Consider the following 22,094-nt stretch of genomic DNA (forward strand, 5'->3'; position numbering starts at 1 on the left):
ACCCATCAGCCGTCGATCAATCGTAGCGCTTGGGCCTGCCCGATTACCCTTCTCACCCCCTCTGGCGACCACGTCAGCCCTCCTCTGGGCGTTGGCTCGCGCAAATCACGTGACAGCCACGCGGCAATATCCCGCAGCGACGCATTTGGATGACTGTTGAGGCGATCGGCCACCAGCCTCGCAACCCGTGTATCGGGGGGAAGCCGCGGCGCGGGATCGAGAACATTGGGTTCCGCATAGCCGGCTTTGACGAGTTCTCGGCAGGCCTTCACCAGCGTTCGCTCAGTAAACGAGCGGACAGGCGGCGTGATGGCCTTGATCTGACGTAGCACCAGCGCCCACGGCAGGTGCGGCCGAAGCCTTGTGACCGTCGGCAGCCAACGTTGGCGCCCATCGATCAGCTCATACAGATAGCGTTGCTTGAGGCTGTAGCGAATGTCGTCGATCGCCGCCGGGTCTCGCGCTCGCATCTTTGGGTTGCCGGGCTTGGCACCGCGGGCGACAGCCGCCTTCAGCCCGGCCCGCGTCCGCTCGCGGATCAATGCACGCTCGAATTCAGCAAAGGCACCGAGCATCTGCGTCATCAGCATGCCCTGGGCGCTCGACGTGTCGATTGGATCGTTGATCGAGCGGAAATAGGCGCCCTTGGCGCGCAAGGTCTCGACGATTTCGAGCAAGTGCGACAGCGAGCGCGCCAGACGGTCGATGCGCACGACCAGCAGGGTATCCCCCTTCCCCACGCTTTCCAGCGCCCGCGCGAGGTTGGGCCGGTCGCGGCTGCCGCCGCTCGCCTTGTCCTCGAGGATCAGCGTGCAGCCCTGCGCGCGCAAGGCATCGTGCTGGGCAGCGGTGTCCTGCTCGTCAGTCGAGACGCGGGCGTAGCCGATCAGGGCCATTTGTCACATTGCATAGAATGGGGGCATTCGTTCGGTTGCCCCCGTTTGATAGCTTCCCGTGCCGCCCTTGGCCAGACCCCTGGCAAGCCATCCCACGTCCTGCCGGCCCTCAGAGAGAGCGCGCGGGCGACGTACAGAGATGGGGCGGAAGGACGGAGTCCGGTCGTTTAGGGCCCAGAATCCGGTCGTTTGGTAACATTTTGAAGCCCGAAATCGCAGCAAACGCGGGAGTCCGGCGGTTTAGGGAAAACGACAGCTTGTACCGTACCTTATAGAGAGGGGTCAATTCCGCTTATGTGATAACTGCAATTATCAAAGGTCCATATTTCGATAAGACAGGACATGGAAACAAACTGCCCGCTTTGGTTTCCCCCGAGGGTGCGATAGAATCTGGATTGATGGCTTCCTCCTCCCCTTCCCATGCCTCCAGCGAGCTGGCAATGCTCCTGCTCGGCCGACTGGATGGACTACTGCAGAACAGCCCATGGGCTGATATTTGGCTAGCCCGTGCGCGGTTGCAGGGCGCAGCCCAGCTGGCCGGCCTCGCCGGCGTGCCTATCGATGTCCGGCATCTGCAGGACTGGATTTCCGGACGCACATCTCCTCCTCGCGCCTCTGAAGGGTTGAACGATCCCGTCTCGGTGGCGGCGGTGTTTCATCTCGCAATCGAGGCCAGCGTTGGCGACAACGGGCCGCTGGCGCGCGCGACGCTCAACGTCTTGCGCACTGTGCTGGATGATCGATCCGAAGCCGAAGTCTGGGCAGGCAGCGACCTGGCCTATTTCGGTCCCGCGTGGCGGCAGGCTCGCATTGAAGCACAAGCCCCCTACCCTTCTCCTTCGCTGCCCTCCGTTGCCGATCGGATTACCGCTATGCTCAAGACGGTCGTCGTCGCCGAGCAGTCTGCGGTGGACGTGACGGCGATCGACGGTCGGACGCTCACTCTCGAGCCGCGGTCACGCGATCGCGCCTGGTTGGTGGCCAGCCATGTCCCCGCGATGCTCCATCATGCCGGACTCACTCTCGGCATCCTGCCGTCTCTCATTCTGTTGCCTAAATTCCCGCCACACGGGGCAGGTGAGTTGACCGATGTCATTACGCGGTCACTGCTCGTTGCCTGCCAATCCAGCCTGAGGGATCTCGACTGGATCGAGCGCCAAGGGTCAAAGGCGTTGGCGGTGTCCGCAACGCGTCGCAGCCGGGCACCACTCCTTGCCCGGCTTGCGCTCGCCTATCCCGGGCTTCGTCCGTCTGCCGTGGCGCGGCTTCTCGACGTTACTCCACAGGGGGCACGCAAACTGGTGGCCAAACTCGGGTAACGCAGCGCTACTGCCAATATGTGTCGAGCAAGGTCTTGATAGCTGCCTCCGCTTCGTCCCGCGAACCGCCGCCATGCGGGAGCAAAGTGATTCTCACTCCCTTGCGATCCTTGCCTTCAAACCGAAGCAACGGTTTTCCGTTCTGCGAGGCCACGGTTTCGCTCGATCCTGACCTCTTGGGGGATCCTGACTTCTTGGGGGGATCAGCCGCCAGCGCCAACGCGCGAACAATCTCCGGCACGGCGACCGGAGCGCCCTCCTCTCCCGATCGCGCCCTCAGCGCTGCCGCTTCGGCAAATACCCGCTGGCGACGATCGTCGGGTTTCAGCAATGGCTTGATCGTTGTGACGTGCTTGATCCGCAAATCCTGCGGATTGGGAAAGGCGATCATCAGTTCGGCCGGCAGACGCGCGAGGTCGAGATAGCGGCTCAACCAGCTTTCGGTGACATTGATCCGCTCGGCCATGACCTTCTGCCTGCCCTCATAATAGGCTTCCAGAGCGCGGAGATAATCACGCGCGCGCTCGAGATCGCTGAGGTCTTCGCGCGCCCTGTTCTCAATGTCCGCTATGCGGAACGCTTCCTCGTCCGACAGTTCGCGAATATCGACGAGAAAGCGGAAGTCGGGATAGTTGTGGCTGCGCAGCCAGCTGATCGACCAATGGCGCCGCGCCCCGCAGATCACCTCGAAATCATAATCGGGTTCACCCCGCACGCGGCGGACGATTGCTGGCATCTCCTGGCGCCCTTGCGCTTTCATGCTCTCGATAAGATCGGCGCACCGCTCTTCGTTGAGCAAGGCATATTCGCGATTATGCCCAGCCCACATCCGGCAGCGCGCGGGATCAACCAATTCGTGGGTGCGGCTGACGACCGTCCCCGCCGCCAGTTCGGCCAATCGATTCTCCCGGCCTGTTAGGACATTGGCGCCCAGCCCAGGCCGGCGCGGCGCGGGCGCTCCCTCTTCGGGCGGATTGATTCCAGCGGCCAGTTCTGCTGCGAAACTCGCATTTTTTCTGCTCATGAAGCCGTTCCTTCACCCGGAATTGCACCGGTGCAATTTTGCCGTTTCACGCCAGACCTTCCTTGCGCAAACGGCTCAAATGGCTGGGCCACATGGCCCGGATATCCAACTCGAGTTCGGCATTCACCCCATCGAGATAGGTAAGGCATCGGTTGCGGACGGCGCTGCTCGTCACCGGACCGTCAAGCTCATAGACCGTCATCAAACGGGCGGTCGCGTTGTCTATTTCCGCTGAGTCCTTGAGCGGGGTACGCACCATCGCCTGACCAAACAGCGTCCGCATCAGATTGAGCAGTTCCTTCTGCATCGACTTGTTTTCATCGACCTTGGAAGCAACAAAGCGCAGGAATCTGAGGGTCGGCGCGAAACCGCGTTCGGCCAGCGTCTCGATGGTCTCATCAAGCATCGCCAAAAACGCCGCGGTCGAGGAAAAGTCCATGACGGTTGGGGGCACCGGCACGACGAGTGCGTTCGCGGCGCGTAACACCGACAATGAGATGGCTCCGAGGGCTGGTGGCGGATCGAGGACGATGACATCAAAGCGATCGGAGATGCTGGCGATACCCTCGGAGAGACGATCGATAAGCCCCCCCTGCCCTCGCGCCATTCGGGCCGCGATCTCATATTCCGATTGAAACAGTCGCAAATTTGCCGGGATCAGTTCGAGACCGTCGAAATGCGTTTTGCGCAGCGCATAATCGAGCGAGGTCATCTCCTCCTCTCGTAGAAACGGGTACAGCGTGTCCTCCTCGCTCAGGTCGAGATCAGGCACATAGCCGAACAATGTCGTCGCCGAAGCCTGACTGTCGCAGTCGATGAGGGCAACGCGGTAGCCCTGGATCGCGAGATATTGGGCAAGGTGGACCGACAAGGTCGATTTGCCGACGCCTCCCTTGAAGTTCTGGACGGCGATGACACAGCATGGATCGTCGGCCGCTCGCCACGGCCGAGTTCCGAACAGACCTCGCATATCGTTGAGTTGGGCGAGGGTGTAGCCAACCCTGCGATTATTCTCGGTTCGCGGGGGTGGCGGAAGACGCCCATCCTTTTCCGCGTCGCGGATCGCAGCGGGCGTCCGTCCGACGAGATCAGCGGCCTTTCCTATCGGGAAGGTGGGCTCGCGGCGTTCATCCGCCCGTGCGCTGCGCGCTGAATCGCGAAGGCGCTCCAGCACCGATGAGGTCCGCTGGGCAAGCGTCGCCACCGAGAGTAGGTCATGGGTGTCATCGATGTCTAGTGATGCTGCCACAGGGCGCCCCTTTGCGAAACTGAGGGCATAGTAACGCTACTTGCGCTTTTTCGTCAAACAGAAGCGCTATTTCGAAAGTGAGACTTTGCTTTGAGCCGGAATGGCGGCGAGATCGCCTCCCAAGCGGCCCATCCTGACTCGGTGGGGGCACGACGAAATTGCACCGGTGCAATTTCGCTTATGGGCGCCCCCTTCGGGCAACGAAGCTCTCGCAAAAACCGGTCCACGAACTGGTCAGTTTCGCGCCCTTGAGCTTCGCCAGACGGTCGCCCATCTGCTGGCGATAGGCGTCGGCAATGAGATCGATATCCCAGCCACCGCCATGTGACCGGGCGATAGCCGCCAAGCCTTCCGCGTTGAAACGGATCGTTCCTTGCGGAAAGACAATCTCCGAACTCTTCTCCGGGGCGACAAGTGCGCTGATGGCCGCCTTCACGACCGATCCCACTTCTACCGTCTCGGCAACCGTCTCTACAGCCCCTTCCCGGCGCGCCTTGCGCCCCGTCGAGTGCCGCTCAATCTCATCGACGGTCGCGATCTGCGCCGGCGCATCCTTCGGCTCGAAACGGAACTCGATCTCGGTCACTGTCCGGCCCTGTCGTATCTCCTTCCACTCCACCCGGAAGTGGGCCAGCTGGTCGATCTCGGCCTTCGCCTTCTCGAGCACCTTGCGACGGAGCTGCGCGAAATCCTTATAAACGTCTGGCGAAATGCCCAGCGCCGCACGCAGCGCCGCCATATCGCCCTTCCAGGTCGATTGGCGACGATGGAGCCGCAGCGATCCGATTTCATAAAGCTTGAGCGCATAGCTCGATCGAAAGCCGAGTACCGCCTGTCGATTGAGAACGGCATAGCTCTCAGATTCCTGAATGAGCTTGCGCGCATCAGGCGTAAACTCCCATTCAATCCACCCCGCATCCGCACCGTCCAAATCTTCAGCCTCTTCGCGGGACGACGAGATCAGGGAAAAGCGCAGCGTCGCTTTCTTGCCGCGCCAGGATCGGTCGTCGATCGCGAAGAGGGTGCGGTGAAGTTCCTCCAGCATGTCGGAGATACGTTCGTTACCCTTGTGGCCGCGGCGGATATCGGCCTTGCGCATGCGATGCGGCCGGTCCTGCCAAGCATCGCCGCCTGCTGTCAGGATCATCAACGCGAGCAACCGGGACGCCGTCAGGCTGAGCGATTGGCCTTTCACGAACTTAATCTCAACAATGCTGCCGGGTTTGGCAAATTCCTCGCCACCCTTCGCCTGCAAGGCCGCTGCAACACGCATAGCACGGCCAGGGGCCGAATCGGCTTGCGCCTCTTGCGCTGCATCCGCGCTTAGATTTTCCGCATGTTCCATGTCATATAGGCCGAGCGCATATTGGGCAGATTCGTCTAATTGCTGCCTGACCTGTCCTCGCTCGTCAAGTCAGGGCAGGCTGAAACGCTTTTGCCGCCCCCATCCGGTCAGGTTCGAATCGTATGACGCCTCTGCAGAATCCTTGAGATTTCGCCGAGTCGCAATGCAATTCGGGTTCTGTCCGTTTTCGGCTCGCTCACGCGCGACAAACGCGCCAGAATGCCACCGTTCGAAAGCGCGAGATCGCCTGACGCCATCGCCCCCAATCGGTCAGGATAGCCCCAATAGGTCAGCTATCTCCCCCCGACCAGTCAGGATGATGCCCCCGCCGGGTCAGGCAAAATCCCCCGCGCGGTCAGGATAAACGCGACAGACCATTGAAATTGCAGACCTTTTCGGCACCGAATCTGAATCACTTAGAATCATGAATCCTTCCGCTGCAAGCAGCGGCGTTGTTTTAGAATGATTCTAAGAGATCAAGCAGGCGATTCGTTGAGCCTTTACGGTCGGGGACATACCCGCCCCCCTAGCTGGGGGGATACCTCCAGGCCGGTGTTCCACGATAGCATCACGGTCTCGATCCTCGGCAGCTCCGCCCTGCGACGAGATCCTCAGCGAACCGATCGTAGCTGCATCACCGCTCGTCGCCGCTGGGCAGACGCAGTGAGGAGGTCGCATGATCAATTTTGCCAAATTCGAGATCATCGGACGGATCGGTGAGATCGATGCCAAGCCCAAGGTCACCAACATCTCGGTATGCGCGAACTACCGCCGCCGCGGAGAAGGCGATCAGTGGATCGAGGATAGCTACTGGAACCGAGTCGTCATTTTCAGCGACGGCCAGCGGAAATATATCGATGAGAATGCCCGGGTTGGCGATCTCGTGCGGATTGCCGGACGGCTCCGTGACACCTCCTACGAGCGCGACGGCACCACTCACTACACGACCGACCGAATCGTCGAAGAGTTCGGTGTGCTCGCGGCAAAGGCGGCATAGATCGCAGGAGGCAGCGCCGATCGGCAAGAGGAGAGGGGGCATGCGCGGAGCGACCTTGAATTTCGACAGGAGTTTCGCCCATGCCCGCAACCATCGATGCAGCAGTCCGCGCCAAACAAATCGTCGAGAGCTTGGGTGGACGCTGGTCAGGTTCGCGCGGAGAGTGCCGCTGCCCCGCCCATAATGATCACTCGCCTAGCCTTTCGGTCCGCCTGGGGACCAAGGCGATCCTGTTCAAATGCTTCGCGGGATGCACGTCGACCGATATCCTCAAGGCTCTGGATCGTCAGGGCTTACACGACCGATTGCCGGTCCATGTCGAACCAAGCGCGCCGGCGCGCGATCTGAGCGGCTTGGCCAGGTCATTGTGGCAACACAGCATCTCGATCGCCGGAACACCGGCTGAAGCCTATCTTCATGCTCGGGGCCTTTACGCGCCAACGTCCGACCTTCGCTTCAACCCACAGACGATTATAGGGAAGGGGAAGGATCGGCGCAGCCTTCCCGCAATGATCGCCGCAGTGAGAAATGAGCTGGGCCTGGTCGCGGTCCACCGGACCTTCCTCGATCCCACGGACATTTTGCGGCGCCCCTTCCGCAAACCCAAGCTGGCGCTGGGGCTGCTCGGCTCGGGCAGCGTGCGCTTTGGTGAGCCGGATGACGTTCTGGGCATTGCCGAGGGGATCGAAGATGCCTTGTCCGCCATCGACTGGTTCCAATTGCCGGTCTGGGCCGTGCTTGGTGCCGAGCGCTACGCCCATGTCGGCATACCGTCGCATGTGAAGCGCGTCATCGTGTTCGGTCAGCGAAACGAGGCGGCGAAGATCTGCCTGAAGAGGGCAGGGGAGCATCTTAGCGCCAACGGGCGAAGGGTCGAGGAATGGCTCCCATCCGAACATGATGATTGGAACGATGCTCTGCGGGATCGGCTTGCCCGCAACGCCGTTCCTCGCCCCGTGATTCAGACGCACTCCCACTGAAGAGAGGAGAGGAGGCCTCCGGCTTGTTGATCCGGTGATGGACACCGGGCGATGCAATGGAGGCTTACAATGCGCACCTCAGCCGCTGCTCTCGAACTCAATTTCACCGAACCATCCATCACCGCGGCCAAGGCGATTCACGCCGTGTTGCGCAAGGGCAACGGCATCGACCGGCCTTGCCTGCTCCGGACGATGGAAACCGCCTATGGTTCAACCGCAGCCGATGGGCATTGGTCACTCCGCGACGCTTATGACGTACTGGAGCTGGCCCAGGTCCTGCACCTCGCCACGCTTGACCTGCCGCAAGAGCCGGCCGAGTGCCTTACGGCCCTGACCGCGCTCACCGCATCCCTGCCGACGCATACCGTGCGCAGCGAAGACCAGATCGCGCTCCAGCAATTTTCGACACCGGCCGCGATTGGCTATCTTGCTGCGCTCGCCGCTCGCATCACCGCCGCGGACACCGTCCTGGAGCCCTCCGCTGGCACCGGGCTCCTCGCCGCATTCGCCGCCCGCGTTGGCGCCAAGCTTGTCCTCAATGAGATCGATCCCGCGCGTGCCGTTATGCTCGAGGCAGGATTCCCCACCGCATCGGTCAGTCGCCACGATGGCGAACTCATCCACGATCTGCTGCCGCTGTCGATCCGCCCGACCGCCGTGCTCATCAACCCGCCCTTTTCCCGCAGCATGGGCAGGCATGCCGACCCGCTTGCCGCGTTCCGTCATCTGCGCGCCGCTTTGAAGCGGCTTGGTGCCGGGGGGCGCTGCGCCGCGATCCTTCCCGATCGCGTGGACACATCAAGCCGCGCCTGGGCGAAGGCGACCGACGGTTGCGCGGTCACGCTCCATGTCGAACTGCCCGCGAATGCCTATGCCAAACATGGCACCAGCCAGATCGTGAAGCTGATCGTTTTGGAAAAAGGCTCCCAGGACGACGTCGCCCTCATCCGGTGCAGCTCGCTCGCAGAGGTGCTCGCGGCGATCAGCACATCGGCAACCAGCGTTACGGCAACCCCGCGATGCTCGCCAGTGCGCCTTGCACCAACCCGTGCGCACGGATCCCTGCTCGGCGGTCTTTCGAGCAGGCCTCGGCTTTCGGCCCCGATCGCCAAGGCCGCCCCCTCTCTCGGCGCGCTCGATATCGGCTACCATGTCTTTGCCGAACCCGTACCAACCGGCGAGGCGGTCGGTGTCTACTTGCCGTACCGGCCGAGCCGCATCGCCATATCCTGTGCATCCGCGCATCCGACCGCTCTGGTGGAATCGATCGCCATGGGCTCGATTACGGCACCGCGGCCCTCTTACGTTCCCAAGCTGCCCACCCGTGTTGTCGCAGACCGGGTGCTGTCCGACGCTCAGCTCGAAACGCTGATCTACGCCGGTGACGCCTTCGAGCGAGACATCTCAGGCCTGTTCAAGGCGGCCGAGGAAGGATTGTCGCTCGCGCCCGACCAGGACGGCCGACCTTATCGGACCGGGTTCTTTCTTGGCGACGGCACGGGTGCCGGCAAGGGCCGTCAGGTTGCCGCCATCATCCTCGACCAATGGCTGCGTGGGCGCCGCAAGCATATCTGGATATCCAAGACCGAGACGCTGCTCGAGGATGCACGTCGCGACTGGACCGCGGTTGGCGGTCTCGCGCTCGACATCCAGCATCTCAATCAGTGGAAACTCGGCACGCCGATCGGCGCGGCCGAGGGCGTGCTATTTCTCACTTATGCGACGCTGCGCTCCAACCGCGGCGACAAGGGCACCCGTCTTCAGCAGATTCTCGACTGGGTCGGTGACGATTTCGACGGCATGATGGTGTTCGACGAGGCGCACGAAATGGCGGGTGTCGCCGGCGGAGAAGGCCGTTTCGGCACCAAGGACGGCTCCGATCAAGGCATCGCTGGCGTGCGCCTGCAAAATCTGCTGCCTCGCGCCCGCGTCCTCTACGTGTCCGCAACCGGCGCGTCGGACGTCAACAATCTCGCTTATGCCACCCGGCTTGGCCTGTGGGGTCCGACCACCGCCTTCGCCGATCGCCGCGCATTCGTCGACAGTTTGCGTCGTGGCGGGATCGCGGCCATGGAATTGATCGCCCGCGACCTGAAGATGCAGGGCCTCTACGTCGCCAGGGCGCTCAGTTTCGCCGGTGTCGAATATGACATCCTCGAACATCGCCTTACGCCCGACCAGATCGAGGTCTATGACGCCTATGCCGATGCGTGGGCGATTATCCACGCCAATTTGCGCACCGCGCTCGATGCCACCCGGGTGACGGACAGCTTCTCAAACGACACCTACAACAGCGGCGCGAAGGCCGCTGCACTGTCGATCTTCGAATCCACCAAGCAGCGTTTCTTCGGCCAGATCCTGATCGGCATGAAGCTGCCATCGCTGATACCGGCGATCCGTGCCGATCTGGCCCGGGGCGAGAGCGTCGTGATCCAGCTGGTCTCGACGTCCGAGGCGATGCTCAACCGGGCACTGGCCGCGCTGAATGCCGAGGACCGGGCGAATCTGGACATCGAGCTTTCGCCCAAGGAGTTCGTCATGTCCTACCTCACGGCGGCCTTTCCCGTCCGACAGATGAAGACCTTCGTCGATGACACTGGCAAGATCCGCTCCGAGCCGATGTCCGACGAGGAAGGCCGTCCCATCTTCAGCCAGGAAGCGATCGAGATGCGCGACAATCTCGTCGAGCGGTTCTGCTCCCTGCCGATCGTGGGGTCCGCCCTTGATCATATTATCGGGCATTTCGGGAGCGATGCGGTCGCCGAGGTTACGGGACGCAGCCGGCGTATCGTCGTCGATGCGCACGGTCGCCAGCGTATCGAGAGCCGTTCGCCGCGAACAAACCTTGCCGAGACCGACGCCTTCATGCGGAACGAGAAGAAGATCCTGATCTTCTCGGATGCAGGCGGCACTGGGCGCAGCTATCACGCCAGCCTCACCGCCGAGAACCAGTCGCGCCGCAACCATTATCTGCTCGAGCCCGGTTGGCGCGCTGACGCGGCCATCCAGGGCCTTGGCCGTACCCACCGCACGCATCAGGCAACCGCGCCGCTATTCCGTCCGGTATCGACCGACTGCCGCGGCGAGCGGCGCTTCATCTCGACGATCGCCCGCCGCCTCGACAGCCTTGGCGCCCTGACACGGGGCCAGCGCCAGACGGGCGGCCAGGGTCTGTTCGACCCGCGGGACAATCTTGAAAGCGACTATGCCAAGGAATCGCTCGAGACATGGTTTCGCCTTTTGGCCGATGGCAAGCTGCGCTCGACCACGCTTGACGAATTCCAGACCCTCACCGGACTTGAGCTGGAGGGTGAAGGCGGCGGGCTGAAGGAGGAGCTGCCGCCCATTCAGCGCTGGCTCAATCGTATCCTCGCGCTGCGCATCGCGCTGCAGAATGCGATCTTCGATGAATATCTCGGTCTGATCGAGGCCCGGATCGAGGCGGCGCGCGAAGCCGGCACCCTCGATCTTGGTGTCGAGAGCATCAATGCCGAACGCATCACGATCCTCGATCGCACGGTGATCCGGCGCGACGAGACGAGCGGCGCGGAAACCGAGATCCTGCGCCTCGAAACGGAGGAGCGCTACAAGCCGGTCCCGCTGGACCGCGCGTTGCGGATCTTGGGCGACGACGCGCGCCCGCTGGTCAATCGCAAGTCCGGCAGGGCCGCGATCCGGTGCAGCACCTATTCGCTCACCGACGACGATGGCGAGATCGTTCGCCGCTACGAGCTGGTTCGGCCGACCCGTTCCGAGCGGATGCGGCAAGACTTGCTGCTCGAAACGATGTGGGAAGAGACCAGCGAGGCGGAATTTTCGGCGCTGTGGCAGGCCGAGGTGGAGGAGATGCGGAACAAGACCCGCACCAGCACGCTCTATTTGGTCGCGGGCCTGCTCCTGCCGGTCTGGGATCGCTTGCCCGACGATCACGTTCAGGTTTGGCGGCTGAACACCGATGACGGCCAGTCCTTCCTCGGCCGGATCGTCCCTGCACCGCTGGTGTCGAAGCTCGCGGATGCCTTCGGGATAAATGCCGCCATCACCGTGTCGGTCGACGATACCGCAAAGCATGTGATGACGACCGGCGAGATATCGTCCGTCGGAGCCTACCGGCTCAAGCGCAGCCTGGTCGCCGGCCAGCAGCGCCTCGAATTGCTCGATTGGCCGCACACGCGGCTTGCCGAACTCAAGGCGGCGGGCTGTTTTACCGACATCATCCAGCACAGGACGCGGATGTTCGTCCCCGTCGCGCATGCCGCCGCCGTCATCGAGCGCATCACCGCCTGACGATCCAGCTCCTCTCTCCGCGGTCAGCGCAGGAGAGGGGAGGGAGCCTTCGGCTTTGTGGGCCTGATGAGCAGGCTCGCGTGACCGCCGAGGCGGCGCGCCAGTTCCAGATGGAGACAACCGATGATCCAGTCCGTAAAGGTCAAGAACCTCTCGCTGTCCAAGGACAATGTCCGCAAATCCAGCCGTGAGGCCAGTATCGACGCCCTCGCAGCCAGCATTGCAACGCAAGGCTTGTTGCAGAACCTCATCGTTACCCCGCTCAAGAAGGCGGGCCATTTCACCGTCAAGGCGGGCGGGCGCCGGCTGCGCGCACTCCAGAGCCTGATCGAACAGGGCACGTTGCCCGCCGACCATGTCGTGCCTGTCCTCGTCCTTACCGACGACGACAACTCGGTCGAGGCCAGCCTGACCGAGAACTTCCAGCGCGTTCCGATGAACCCGGCGGATGAAAGCACCGCGTTCAACTTCCTCATCCAGAAGGGGATGAACGCCGAGGACGTTGCCAAGCGCCAGGGCGTCACCACCCGCTTCGTCGAGCAGCGGGTGCGGCTTGCGGAGCTCGCGCCGAGCGTGTTCCAGGCTCTCGCCGCCGGTGAAATCACCCTGGGTGTCGCCCAGGCCTATGCCGTGACGAGCGACATCGATCGTCAGGCGCGCGTCTTCGCGCAGATGAGCACCTCCTATTACGGCGATCAGCCCGACAACATCCGGCGTGCGATCCTCAACGGCACGATCAAGGCGAACGATGCCAAGGCGCGGTTCATCGGTCGCGATGCCTATGTCGCGGCAGGCGGCCGCATCGAGGGTGATCTCTTTGCCGCCGAGGGGGACGAGAACTGGATCGACGTCGATCTTCTCGAAGATCTTGCCGGCAAAAAGCTCGAGGCGGCCGCTGCCGCACTCGCGCAGGCGGAGGGCCTCGCGTTCGTGACGCCGATCGCGGCTACTCACGTTCCCTATGATCTCGAGCGTCAGCTTCATGAATTTCACGCGCCCGCGCGGCCGCTGAGCGAGGAGGAAAGCGCACGTGTCGAAGCCCTTTCGGCCGAAAATGACCAACTCGTCGAGCGGCTTGAGTGTGAACTGACCGACGGGACGCCGGAAGCCGAGGCGGCGAACGATCGCCTCGAGGAGATCGAACGGGAGCTTGAAGACATCGAGGAGTCCCGTCGCGAGATCGATCCGGCGGTCCGGGCACAGATCGGGACGTTCGTCTATATCGGTGGTGATGGCGAAGCCCGCGTTCACACCCGCATGTTCAGCGAGAAGCCCGTTGTCGATCCGAATGCTGCGCCCAAGGTGACGGGCGGTGCCAATGGTGACGACGGCGCCGGCGACATCGATCATGGACCCAAGCTCAGTGCTACGCTGATCGACGAACTGGCGACCCAGCGCCGGCAGATCCTCGTCGCCCATATCGCCAGCGATCCGGCGATGGCGTTGGACCTCACCATCTTCCTGATGGCGCAGAATGTCGTCTTCGAGCAAAACTACGTCCGCAACCACTCGACGCTCAAGTCGAGCGGCGCGCAATTCCCGATCTTCGGCTTCCGCGACGAAGGATCGATGGCGTCGCAGACCATCGAGGATCAGCGCCAGCGTCTCGATACGAGCTGGGCCGGTCACAAGACCATGACCGAACGTTTCGACGCCTTTCGCGCGCTCGACGACGAGGCCCGCGGCAGTTGGGTGGCCTTCTCGATCGCACGCACGCTGGAACCGAGCCTGAACATTGCCGAGGGCGGACGGTCGAACGGGTTCCATGACCATCTTGGTCGCGCGCTCGACATTCAGGTCGAGCATTGGTGGCGCCCCACGGCCGAGAACTTCTTCGGCCGTGTCAAAAAGGAGGTCATGCTTGCCGCGCTCGAGGACATTGGCGGGCCGATCCTGCGCGGGCGCTACAAGGACGCAAAGAAGAGCGACCTTGCCGCAACCTGCGCCGCGCTGTGCAACGGACAGGGGATCGTCGAGGCCGAAATCCGCGAAAAGGCGACGGCCTGGCTGCCTGATGCCATGCGCTTCGACGCCATCGAGCAGCCCGAGACCATAGCGCTGCGCTCGACGTTCATCGACGAGGCCGATGATGTCGATCCCGGCGATGATGGTGACGATGTCGATGACGAGTCGGACCTGGAGGACGCGTCGCACGACGGTCAGGACGATTTGAGCGAGGCGGCCTGACGCCCGTTTGAACGGTTCGAGGCGACTGGGGGCGGCACTCTTCGCGGAGTGTCGCCCCTCCTTTTGTGCCCCGGCGGCAGGCTCTGTGAGGGGAGGGTGCTGGTCCGGGCTCGCCTCTACCAGATCAGGAGAATGACCGTGGCCAAGACCACCGATAAACCGTCGCCTGCCGACACCATCACCAACGCGATCATCGACAAACTCGAAGCGGGCGTACGCCCTTGGGTGAAACCGTGGCGACCTGGCCTCGGCGGGCGTCCCCTTCGCGCGACCGGCGACGCGTATAAGGGCATCAATTGCTTCTGGCTGTGGCTCTGCGCCGAATGCGCCGGCTACCATTCTCGTACCTGGATGACGTATAAACAGTCACAGGCACTGGGCGGCCAGGTCCGCGAAGGCGAGCGGTCGCAAATCGCGATCTTCTACAAATCGTACAGCAAAACCGTGGAGTCGCCCGTCACCGGCGACACCACGGACGAAATGCGACGCGTGCTGCGATCCTACGCCGTCTTCAATGCCGATCAGATCGACGGGCTGCCGGAGAAGTTTTATCTAAGCCCCCTCAGCGTGGTCGCGCCTGACGACGAACTGCCGGATCGCGCAGAGCGCTTCCTCGATGCCCTTCCGGCGAGGGTTCACCAGTGCGGCGATCGGGCCTTCTACGACCGTGTTGCCGACAGCATCACGATGCCGCCCGTGGCGTTGTTTTCCACCCGTGCCTATTTCGCTTCGACGTTAGCGCATGAGGCAGGGCATTGGACCGGCCATCCTGACCGGCTCAACCGTGAGTTCGGCAGGAAATTAGGCGACAACGCCTATGCTTTCGAAGAGCTTTGCGCCGAGATGACATCTGCCCTGCTCGGCGCGGATCTTGGCCTCCCGACCGCCCATATCGACGATCATGCAGCGTATATCGGCTCGTGGCTCGCGGTGCTGCGCAAGGATTCCCGCGCCATCATGACGGCTGCGGCAAAAGCCGAAGCGGCCGCCGCCTTTCTGCTCCGCGCAACTGGCCTCGCCACGTCGGACGACGCCAAGGAACAAATCCGTGAAGCAGCATGATCGCGGCGATCGCCTGCCCCGACCCCGGTGGCTACCGTCCGTCCTTCTCCTGATTCGCAATCTGGTGACTTCGTCGAGCGCAATTCGCGAAGCGGCAGTAACACTCATTCGCCTCGCCGACGCGATCAGTCTCGATTCGAACGATAGGCGACAGAGCGCCGAGCCTACTTTGCCGGCGGCTCACCCATACGCCGTTCGTCGGGAGGTGCGGAAACGTCGGATTGTGCCAAGACCCGCCGTTCGGCGGACATCAAGCTGCCGGGCGGCAACGCGCCTCAATAGCGGTCATTCGACGCCGCGATCACCTAACCCAGAAGCGGTCGGTCGCGCGATGACCCAACTGACTTATTCGTATAATCAATTCGATGGCGCGGTCGCCGGCCCCAAAGCCCGATGCCGATGGTTCAGGGTAACCAATCGGAGTTTTGCTGAATGCATGAGATTCGACGCGGTTCTGGCCGCCAGCTGCTACTAATTCACGGTCTCGGCGGAAGCTGGAAGTCGTGGAGCACCGTCATGGACGCCCTCAGTGCCGAGCGGTCGCTTATCGTGGTTGACCTTCCCGGACACGGCGCAAGTCCAGCTGGCCAGGATAGCGGGACCTTCGATGGCCTCGTTGGCAGCGTCGAGCGTTACATCGCGGAACGCAGACTTGAAGGAATCGATGTCGTCGGTAGCTCAATGGGTGCGCGGATTGCGCTGGAGCTTGCGCGGCGTGGCCGGGTCGGCAACGTCGTGGCCCTCGATCCTGGCGGCTTCTGGCGCGGCTGGGAGCGCACATTCTTCAAAGTTACCATCGGAGTCTCGGGGCGGTTGGTTCGGGCAATCCGGCCTATGCTGCCAACGCTAAGCAAGAACGCAGCGTCACGCACGGCGCTGTTAGCGCAGCTGTCGGCTCGCCCTTGGGCGCTCGACCCGACGGTTGTCGCGACCGAGCTTGAAAGCTTAAGCGCCACGTCAACATTCGATGCTCTGGTGAATGATCTCGCCAGCGGGCCTGAGCAAATTGGTCCAGCAGCCGATCCGTCTCGGCGGATCGTAATCGGTTGGGGTCGCCGCGATCGCTTATGCCTGCCAAGACAAGCGGCGCGTGCAAAGGCCGCCTTTCCTTCCGCCGAGCTGCACTGGTTCAAGGCAAGCGGGCATTTTCCAATGTTGGACCAGCCTGACGAGACAGTTGCAGTAATATTTGCCGCAATCCAGTAGTGCACCTTCGTCGCACACGGTATCTGGCTCTATTACTCACTCGAAGACAAGATCCTGCGCCGAGCGCGCATCCGGTACTACAGCTGACGACGCCGCGATCAGGCGAGCCAGAGCCCGATCAGCGCTGCGATCGACACCATGACCAGGAATCCGTTGACGAGGATCAATAGCCAGCCGGGTAGCTTCGCCGTGTCGGGCTTGGGCGGCGGCACACCCGGTGCGAACTCGCGCCAGATCGCGGCGATAAAGCACAGGGCGCTGAATAGGACCAGAACCGAGCCGGTGCCCGCGATCATCCAGTCGGGCACCAGCTTGTCGAGCAAGGCGCGAGCACCGATGCCGGCTGCCAAAGCAGCGAGCCCGGTTCGCACCCAGGCGGCATAGGTCCGTTCGGCCGCGAGGACGGTCCGATCCGCAGCAAGTACTGTGCGGCGATCGGCGCTGTTGGTCTGCTGCTCGGCGCTGGTCGCGAGCTTGTCGGCGCTCTTGACCAACTGCTTGGCCGCGTGGGCGGGCTTTGCCGGGTCCGGCGGGGTGTCGTCGGTCACAGGTCGAACCCGTCACCGGGCTGCTGGAGCCGGTGGAAGGTTATGCCAGCCTTCTCGAAATAGGGCTCATAGGTATCGTAGCGCTGCGTCAGGAACCAGTCGCGGGCATAGCCATCGTGGACCGGGAGCACATGGCTTGGACGCATGGAGCTGGCGAACTCGTAGGCGCCGATCTCGGTCAGGAACGGCGCCATCACCGGCAGCGCCAGCGCCTCAATTCCAGCAAATTGGTGGAGCCGTTCATCAAAGCTATCGCCGGGATTGAGAAGGCGATCATTGACGACGAATGCCAGAACGGCCGGGATTTCTTCGGCGAGGATCGGCTCATGGCGCACCGGCAGGGCACGGACCGTGAATGGTCCAAGGTCGAGCCCTTCCTCTCCGACCTCGCTGACGGTGAAGCCCTGGCTGCGCAACGTGGCTGCGACCTTGTTGCCTCCGAATATCCGCGGTTCGCCATCGCCGACGATGGTGCGTAGCGCCTCGCAGTCGAAATGATCGGGATGGCCGTGCGTAAATAGGATGAAATCCACGTCGCTGAGGTCGCGAGGATCGACGCGCCCATCGACGAACGAGAATTTGCCCGGGTCGAACAGCAGCCGCTTGCCGTCGAGCGTCAGCCGCAGGCAGCTATGCACAAATTTCTCGATACGCATCGGGCGCCTCCTTCATTCAAGCAACGCGGCGCGCGGCGATAAGTCACTCAGCCAGTCCCGCCCGACGCGTCGGGAGCGCCCTGACTTCCGGATTCCTTGCCGGCCGGCGCCGCGCTGCCCTGCTTCGCGCTCAGCGCCGTCAGATAGTCGACGATCGCCGGGATATCCTTTTCCGAGACCGGTGCCTTATAGACCTCCTTCATCTTGGTGACCGTCGCCTTCCACTGGTCGGCCGTGAGCGCGGGCTGGGTCAGCGCCATGCTGGCCGAATGGCACGAGGTGCAGTTCGCATTGATCACGTCGGCGTGCGGTCCGTCAGGATATTGCTGGTCGTCGAGCGGCAGGTCGACCGCGTCCGATGTGAGTGTGAAGCCTCCAAACGCGACACTCGATGGCGCCGGCCCGCTGGGAGCCGGAGGTGGCGGGGCTACACGGCTGCCGGGCGGGCCGATCGCGATTAGTACGAGGGCAGCAAGGCCGACTGCGCCGAACGAGAGCGTGCCGATCGAAGGGACTTTCATCTCGGCTCTCCTCAGGACGCAGTGATGTTGGTGGTTTCGATATTGCCGCGCATGAACCCGCCCGGGTTCCAGATCGGCGCCATCGGCTGCGCGACCCCGGCCGTGTTCCAGCAGCGCGACATCAGCCGCACATTTCCGCGCGCCGGCAGCGGCACCTGCGTGTCCCAGCGGCGGAAGCTGTATTTGCCGTGATCGGGACCGAGGCGGGTGTGATACCAGGTACGCCCGCCGTCGGTGGAGACATCCACCTTGGCGACCCCGCAATCGCCGCCCATCGCGATGCCACCGAGTGGTATCGTCTGGTCAAAGGCAATGGCCTGTCCTTCGCCGAGGCTCGTTACCCAGGAGCGCGGGATCATCCGGTTGATCGGGACGGTCGGGAAGTCCTTGGCACCGGGCTTCACATTGGCGCCAGGCGTCGCCGGGATTTTGTAAGCCTTGGCCATCCAATATTCGTCGTCGGGGCCGGGCAGCACCTCGATGTCGTTGAGCATCTTGACCCAGTAGGTCGAATACCAGCCCGGCACGATCAGCCGGCAGGGAAAGCCGTTGAGCAAGGGCAACTGCTCACCGTTCATGCCGAAGGCGATCATCACCTCGCCGTCGTGGGCGTGATCGATGTCGAGCGCCTTCTCGAAATCCGGCGCGCCGGCGACGACGGGCTGGTCGAGCGCGCCGAAACGCACCTGCACCGCGCCCGGCTTCACGCCGGCAAAATCGAGGATGTCGCGCAGCCGCACGCCGAGCCATTTGGCATTGCCCATCGCACCATTGCCCCATTGTGCGCCGGGCACACGCGGCTGGAACAGGCCGCGGCTGTTGCCCGAGCACTGATTGACCGCGGCCATCTCGACGCGCGGCAGGCGGAGCAGCTGCGCAAGGCTGATCGATAGCGGCCGGTTGACGTGGCCTCGAACGGTGAGCCGAAAGGTATCGACATCGATCGACGTCGGGATATCGGCCCAGTGCCAGCGCACGAAAAACTGGTCGTTGGGAGTGAACACGTCGCGGTCAAACACCTCCATCGGGGTCTCGAGCAGCGGCGGGTGCATGCGCTGGAGGATCATGCTGCCTTTGCCGGGAAAGGCGCTGGTCATCGGCCGTCCGGCATTGCCACCTGGCAGATGGAGATCGACAAGGCTCTGTGCGAGCGCTGGGCCTGCGGCGAGCGCGGCACCGCCCAGTGCGGCCTGGCCGAGGAAACGGCGACGACTGCTTTGCGCGGCGAGCCAGGTGTCGAGCTTGTCCATGATAGCATTCCCTTCTTCGGGCGAACGTGGCCGACCCGGCTCGTCGAGCCAAGCGATCGGATTTTCGATTTTGATCGCCTCAGGCGATCAGTTGGGTGTGGCGATGCAGGGCGATACGAAGAGATGCCCCTTCCATGCGCCGGTCAGCGTCTTGGCGGCGACCACCACCCACATCATGGCGAGGGCAAGGGTGAGCACCGTCCCGACGATCCCGAAGAAGGCGAGGTCGAAGGTCGTACCGAGGCGGAAGGTTGCGACCGTGTAGACGCCGAGCGGGAAGGTATAGCCCCACCAGCCGAGGTTGAACGGGATGCCAGCGCGCCAGTAGCGCCAGGTGATCAGCATCGCGAGCGCCAGCCACCACAGCCCAAAGCCCCAGAGCAGCAGCCCGGCGATGCTGCCGAGGCCCTGTGCCACGCCGGCGATCGACGCGAGGCCGTGTGCGGAAAGGATGGCGGGCGCGTCGCCGCCCAGCACCAGCATGCCCAGCGCACCGGTGCCGATCGGGCCGAGCGCGAGCCAGCTCGACGCGGCCATGCCCTCGTGCGGCAGCTTGTGCAGTGCCATGCGCAGGATGAGCAGCGCGAGGATACTGAAGGCGACCGGCACCGAATAGGCCCAGAGCACATAGGAAGTGAGCAGCGTCACGAACTGAGCATGCGGATCGGCGAGATGCGGCGCGAGCAGGCCGCCGCTCGCCGCCGCGACCTCGGCCGCGACGACTGGAAGTAGCCAGACTGCAGTCATGCCATCTAGGCTGTGCTCGTGGCGAGTGAACATGAAATAGGGAATGACGACACCGCAGGTCACCGCCATCGCAACGTCGATCCACCACAAGACATGCGCTACACCGACGATGCCGTCGCCGAACCGGGCGATCCCAAAGGCGAGGCAGCCGTTGATGATCGTGGCGAGGCCCATCGGGATGGTGCCGATGAACATCGACACCGTGTTATGGCCGAAGATCCGCCGCGCCTCATGGCCGAACAGGATCCAGCGCGCAGAATAGATACCGGTGAAGAGCGCGAAGAGCGCGATATTGAAGAACCAAAGCACCTCGCCGACCGGCTTCAGCGTCGGGCCGATGCCCGGCACCTGCGGAAGCGCCAGTGCGAGGATGCCGGTGCCCATGGTCGCGGCGAACCAGTTGGGCGTGAACTGGCGGATCATCTCGCGGGGATGATCGAGCCGCGAGAGCGGTCGCAGGCCGTCGAGCACGGGCTTGAGATCGCCGGTCATCATCCAAGCTCCTTCACGAGATCGGTCAGCGCATCGGCTGCCCTGGTGCGAAAGCGCTCCTTGTGCCGCAGCGCTTCGAACGGACGCGCCGGCAGTCCGAGGCCAAGATCTTGGAGATGCCCGGCCAAGAGTGCACGGCGGACGACCAGCTCGGACAGCACCGCCACCCCGGCGCCGGCCTCGACCGCCGAACGAACCGCTTCGTTGGACGGCAGGGTCATGCCGATGCGCAGGTCAGCGGGATCGATGCCGCGATGGCGCAGCACTTCCTCGAAGGTCGAGCGCGTGCCCGATCCCTGTTCGCGCACGATCCAGTTGGCCTCGCGGATCCAGTTTTCATCAACATTCCTGGTTCGCTCTGCGCCGACCAGTAGCATCCGGTCCTCGGCGACCTTCCAGTGCGCAAGTGCCGGCTGGTCGACCGAACCTTCGACAAAGCCCAGTTCGGCCGTGCCGTCGAGCACCTGCGCAGCAGCACCGTCGGTGTTTTCGATCACCAGTTCGATGCCGATCAGCGGATGGCGGCGATGAAATTCAGCGAGGCGCGCAGGCAGCCAGTAGCTGGCGATGGTCTGACTCGCGACGATCCGCAGCGTACCGCGCTTGAGACCACCGAACTCCGACAGCGCCAGTTCGGCGCTCGCGGCCCGGCCAAGGACGGCGCGCGCCTCGTCCAGAAACATGCGGCCGGCCTCGGTGAGCTCAATGCCGCGCCCGACCCGGTGAAAGAGCGGCACGTCGTGGCGCGCTTCGAGCGCGGCGATGGCGGCACTCGCCGCCGACTGGGTGACGTTGAGTGCCTCGGCGGCGCGGGTCATATGCTCGCGCTCGGCGACGCCAACGAAAATACGAAGTTGTTCGAGGGTCATATCGATCTCCTGCAGGGATCAATAGACCGGCGCGATCAATCGTTCCAACTTGTTGATTGGATCGTTCCAATCGTCATTTACGATTGGTCGAGCAGGGCCGCTGTTTCGCTGAATGCCGCGCGAAGGCGATCCCCAACCTGCGGACTTGTACAGACGTTGGCCGGGCTGGGGTGCGGCATCGGGATGATCTTGATCGAAGCATCATGCGCCGACACGAGTTGTCCGGCCTTGGTCGCCACCCGGCCGGCCAGCAAGCAGACTTTCAGCTTGGGCAGCAGCGCGAGAAGCCCGGGAAGCGTGGCCAGCCCGGCATCGATCTCGGCTTTGCGCACGGTGCGATTGCGGGCGCCGGGTGGATGCATGATCCAAGGCACGGTGTTCCAGAGCACACAATCGGACCGGTCGATGCCGGCCTCGTCGAGATAGCGCCGCAGATTGCGGGCGGTCCCGGACGGATTG

18 protein-coding genes are annotated in these 22,094 nt (G+C 63.2%); 7 read left to right on the forward strand and 11 right to left on the reverse strand.

Annotation, left to right across the window (positions count from 1 at the left end):
- Window positions 1-5: 5 nt before the first annotated feature.
- Entirely contained in the window at window positions 6-896 is an 891-nt protein-coding gene (locus tag K3A85_RS16680; RefSeq protein ID WP_225207643.1) for a recombinase family protein, read from the reverse strand.
- 398 nt (window positions 897-1,294) lie between these two features.
- Here K3A85_RS16680 and K3A85_RS16685 point away from each other — a divergent pair, with 398 nt between their 5' ends.
- Complete coding sequence (locus tag K3A85_RS16685) at window positions 1,295-2,215, forward strand: hypothetical protein (protein ID WP_225207644.1); 921 nt, start codon at window positions 1,295-1,297, stop codon at window positions 2,213-2,215.
- Between the two features lie 7 nt (window positions 2,216-2,222).
- Here the strand turns inward: K3A85_RS16685 and K3A85_RS16690 are convergent, their stop codons facing one another.
- From K3A85_RS16690 to K3A85_RS16700, 3 genes are all read right to left on the reverse strand, one after another.
- Window positions 2,223-3,239, reverse strand: coding sequence for a ParB/RepB/Spo0J family partition protein (locus tag K3A85_RS16690; RefSeq protein ID WP_225207645.1), 1,017 nt, complete (start codon window positions 3,237-3,239; stop codon window positions 2,223-2,225).
- Window positions 3,240-3,285: 46 nt separating this feature from the next.
- On the reverse strand, window positions 3,286-4,488 hold the full coding sequence (locus K3A85_RS16695) for an AAA family ATPase (protein WP_150426733.1): 1,203 nt from the start codon (window positions 4,486-4,488) through the stop codon (window positions 3,286-3,288).
- Between the two features lie 178 nt (window positions 4,489-4,666).
- Window positions 4,667-5,761 carry a replication initiation protein gene (locus K3A85_RS16700; RefSeq protein WP_225207658.1) on the reverse strand — a complete coding sequence of 365 codons (1,095 nt, stop codon included), beginning with the start codon at window positions 5,759-5,761 and terminating at the stop codon, window positions 4,667-4,669.
- Window positions 5,762-6,509: 748 nt separating this feature from the next.
- Between K3A85_RS16700 and K3A85_RS16705 the strand changes: the two genes are divergently transcribed.
- The 6 genes from K3A85_RS16705 (at window position 6,510) to K3A85_RS16730 (ending at window position 16,552) form a co-directional block, all read left to right on the forward strand.
- Complete coding sequence (locus tag K3A85_RS16705) at window positions 6,510-6,830, forward strand: single-stranded DNA-binding protein (RefSeq protein WP_225207646.1); 321 nt, start codon at window positions 6,510-6,512, stop codon at window positions 6,828-6,830.
- An 80-nt stretch (window positions 6,831-6,910) separates the two neighbouring features.
- Window positions 6,911-7,810 (forward strand): DUF7146 domain-containing protein, encoded by a 900-nt coding sequence (locus K3A85_RS16710; protein WP_225207647.1) that lies wholly within the window; start codon window positions 6,911-6,913, stop codon window positions 7,808-7,810.
- A gap of 69 nt (window positions 7,811-7,879) precedes the next feature.
- Entirely contained in the window at window positions 7,880-12,097 is a 4,218-nt protein-coding gene (locus K3A85_RS16715; RefSeq protein ID WP_225207648.1) for a strawberry notch-like NTP hydrolase domain-containing protein, read from the forward strand.
- Between the two features lie 123 nt (window positions 12,098-12,220).
- Complete coding sequence (locus K3A85_RS16720) at window positions 12,221-14,284, forward strand: ParB/RepB/Spo0J family partition protein (protein ID WP_225207649.1); 2,064 nt, start codon at window positions 12,221-12,223, stop codon at window positions 14,282-14,284.
- Window positions 14,285-14,416: 132 nt separating this feature from the next.
- Entirely contained in the window at window positions 14,417-15,346 is a 930-nt protein-coding gene (locus tag K3A85_RS16725) for an ArdC family protein (protein ID WP_225207650.1), read from the forward strand.
- A gap of 432 nt (window positions 15,347-15,778) precedes the next feature.
- Entirely contained in the window at window positions 15,779-16,552 is a 774-nt protein-coding gene (locus K3A85_RS16730; protein WP_150426738.1) for an alpha/beta fold hydrolase, read from the forward strand.
- Between the two features lie 98 nt (window positions 16,553-16,650).
- Here K3A85_RS16730 and K3A85_RS16735 read toward each other — a convergent pair whose 3' ends face one another.
- The 7 genes from K3A85_RS16735 to K3A85_RS16765 all read right to left on the reverse strand — a co-directional run.
- Complete coding sequence (locus K3A85_RS16735; protein WP_058455252.1) at window positions 16,651-17,100, reverse strand: DUF202 domain-containing protein; 450 nt, start codon at window positions 17,098-17,100, stop codon at window positions 16,651-16,653.
- Window positions 17,097-17,756 carry an MBL fold metallo-hydrolase gene (locus K3A85_RS16740; RefSeq protein ID WP_058455251.1) on the reverse strand — a complete coding sequence of 220 codons (660 nt, stop codon included), beginning with the start codon at window positions 17,754-17,756 and terminating at the stop codon, window positions 17,097-17,099. Before K3A85_RS16740 ends, K3A85_RS16735 begins: the two co-directional genes overlap by 4 nt.
- 47 nt (window positions 17,757-17,803) lie before the next feature.
- The gene (locus K3A85_RS16745; protein ID WP_058455250.1) at window positions 17,804-18,277 is read right to left on the reverse strand and encodes a c-type cytochrome; all 474 of its coding nucleotides are present in this window, start codon (window positions 18,275-18,277) and stop codon (window positions 17,804-17,806) included.
- 11 nt (window positions 18,278-18,288) lie between these two features.
- Entirely contained in the window at window positions 18,289-19,527 is a 1,239-nt protein-coding gene (locus K3A85_RS16750; protein ID WP_058455249.1) for a molybdopterin-dependent oxidoreductase, read from the reverse strand.
- An 87-nt stretch (window positions 19,528-19,614) separates the two neighbouring features.
- Entirely contained in the window at window positions 19,615-20,766 is a 1,152-nt protein-coding gene (locus K3A85_RS16755; protein WP_150426785.1) for a TDT family transporter, read from the reverse strand.
- On the reverse strand, window positions 20,766-21,635 hold the full coding sequence (locus K3A85_RS16760; protein ID WP_058455248.1) for a LysR family transcriptional regulator: 870 nt from the start codon (window positions 21,633-21,635) through the stop codon (window positions 20,766-20,768). The genes K3A85_RS16755 and K3A85_RS16760 overlap by 1 nt, the downstream gene beginning before the upstream one ends.
- A 77-nt stretch (window positions 21,636-21,712) precedes the next feature.
- Window positions 21,713-22,094: uracil-DNA glycosylase (locus tag K3A85_RS16765; protein ID WP_225207651.1), on the reverse strand; the 382-nt coding region annotated here is incomplete at its 5' end.

It is taken from the genome of Novosphingobium huizhouense, from assembly GCF_020179475.1.
Lineage (GTDB): Bacteria > Pseudomonadota > Alphaproteobacteria > Sphingomonadales > Sphingomonadaceae > Novosphingobium > Novosphingobium huizhouense.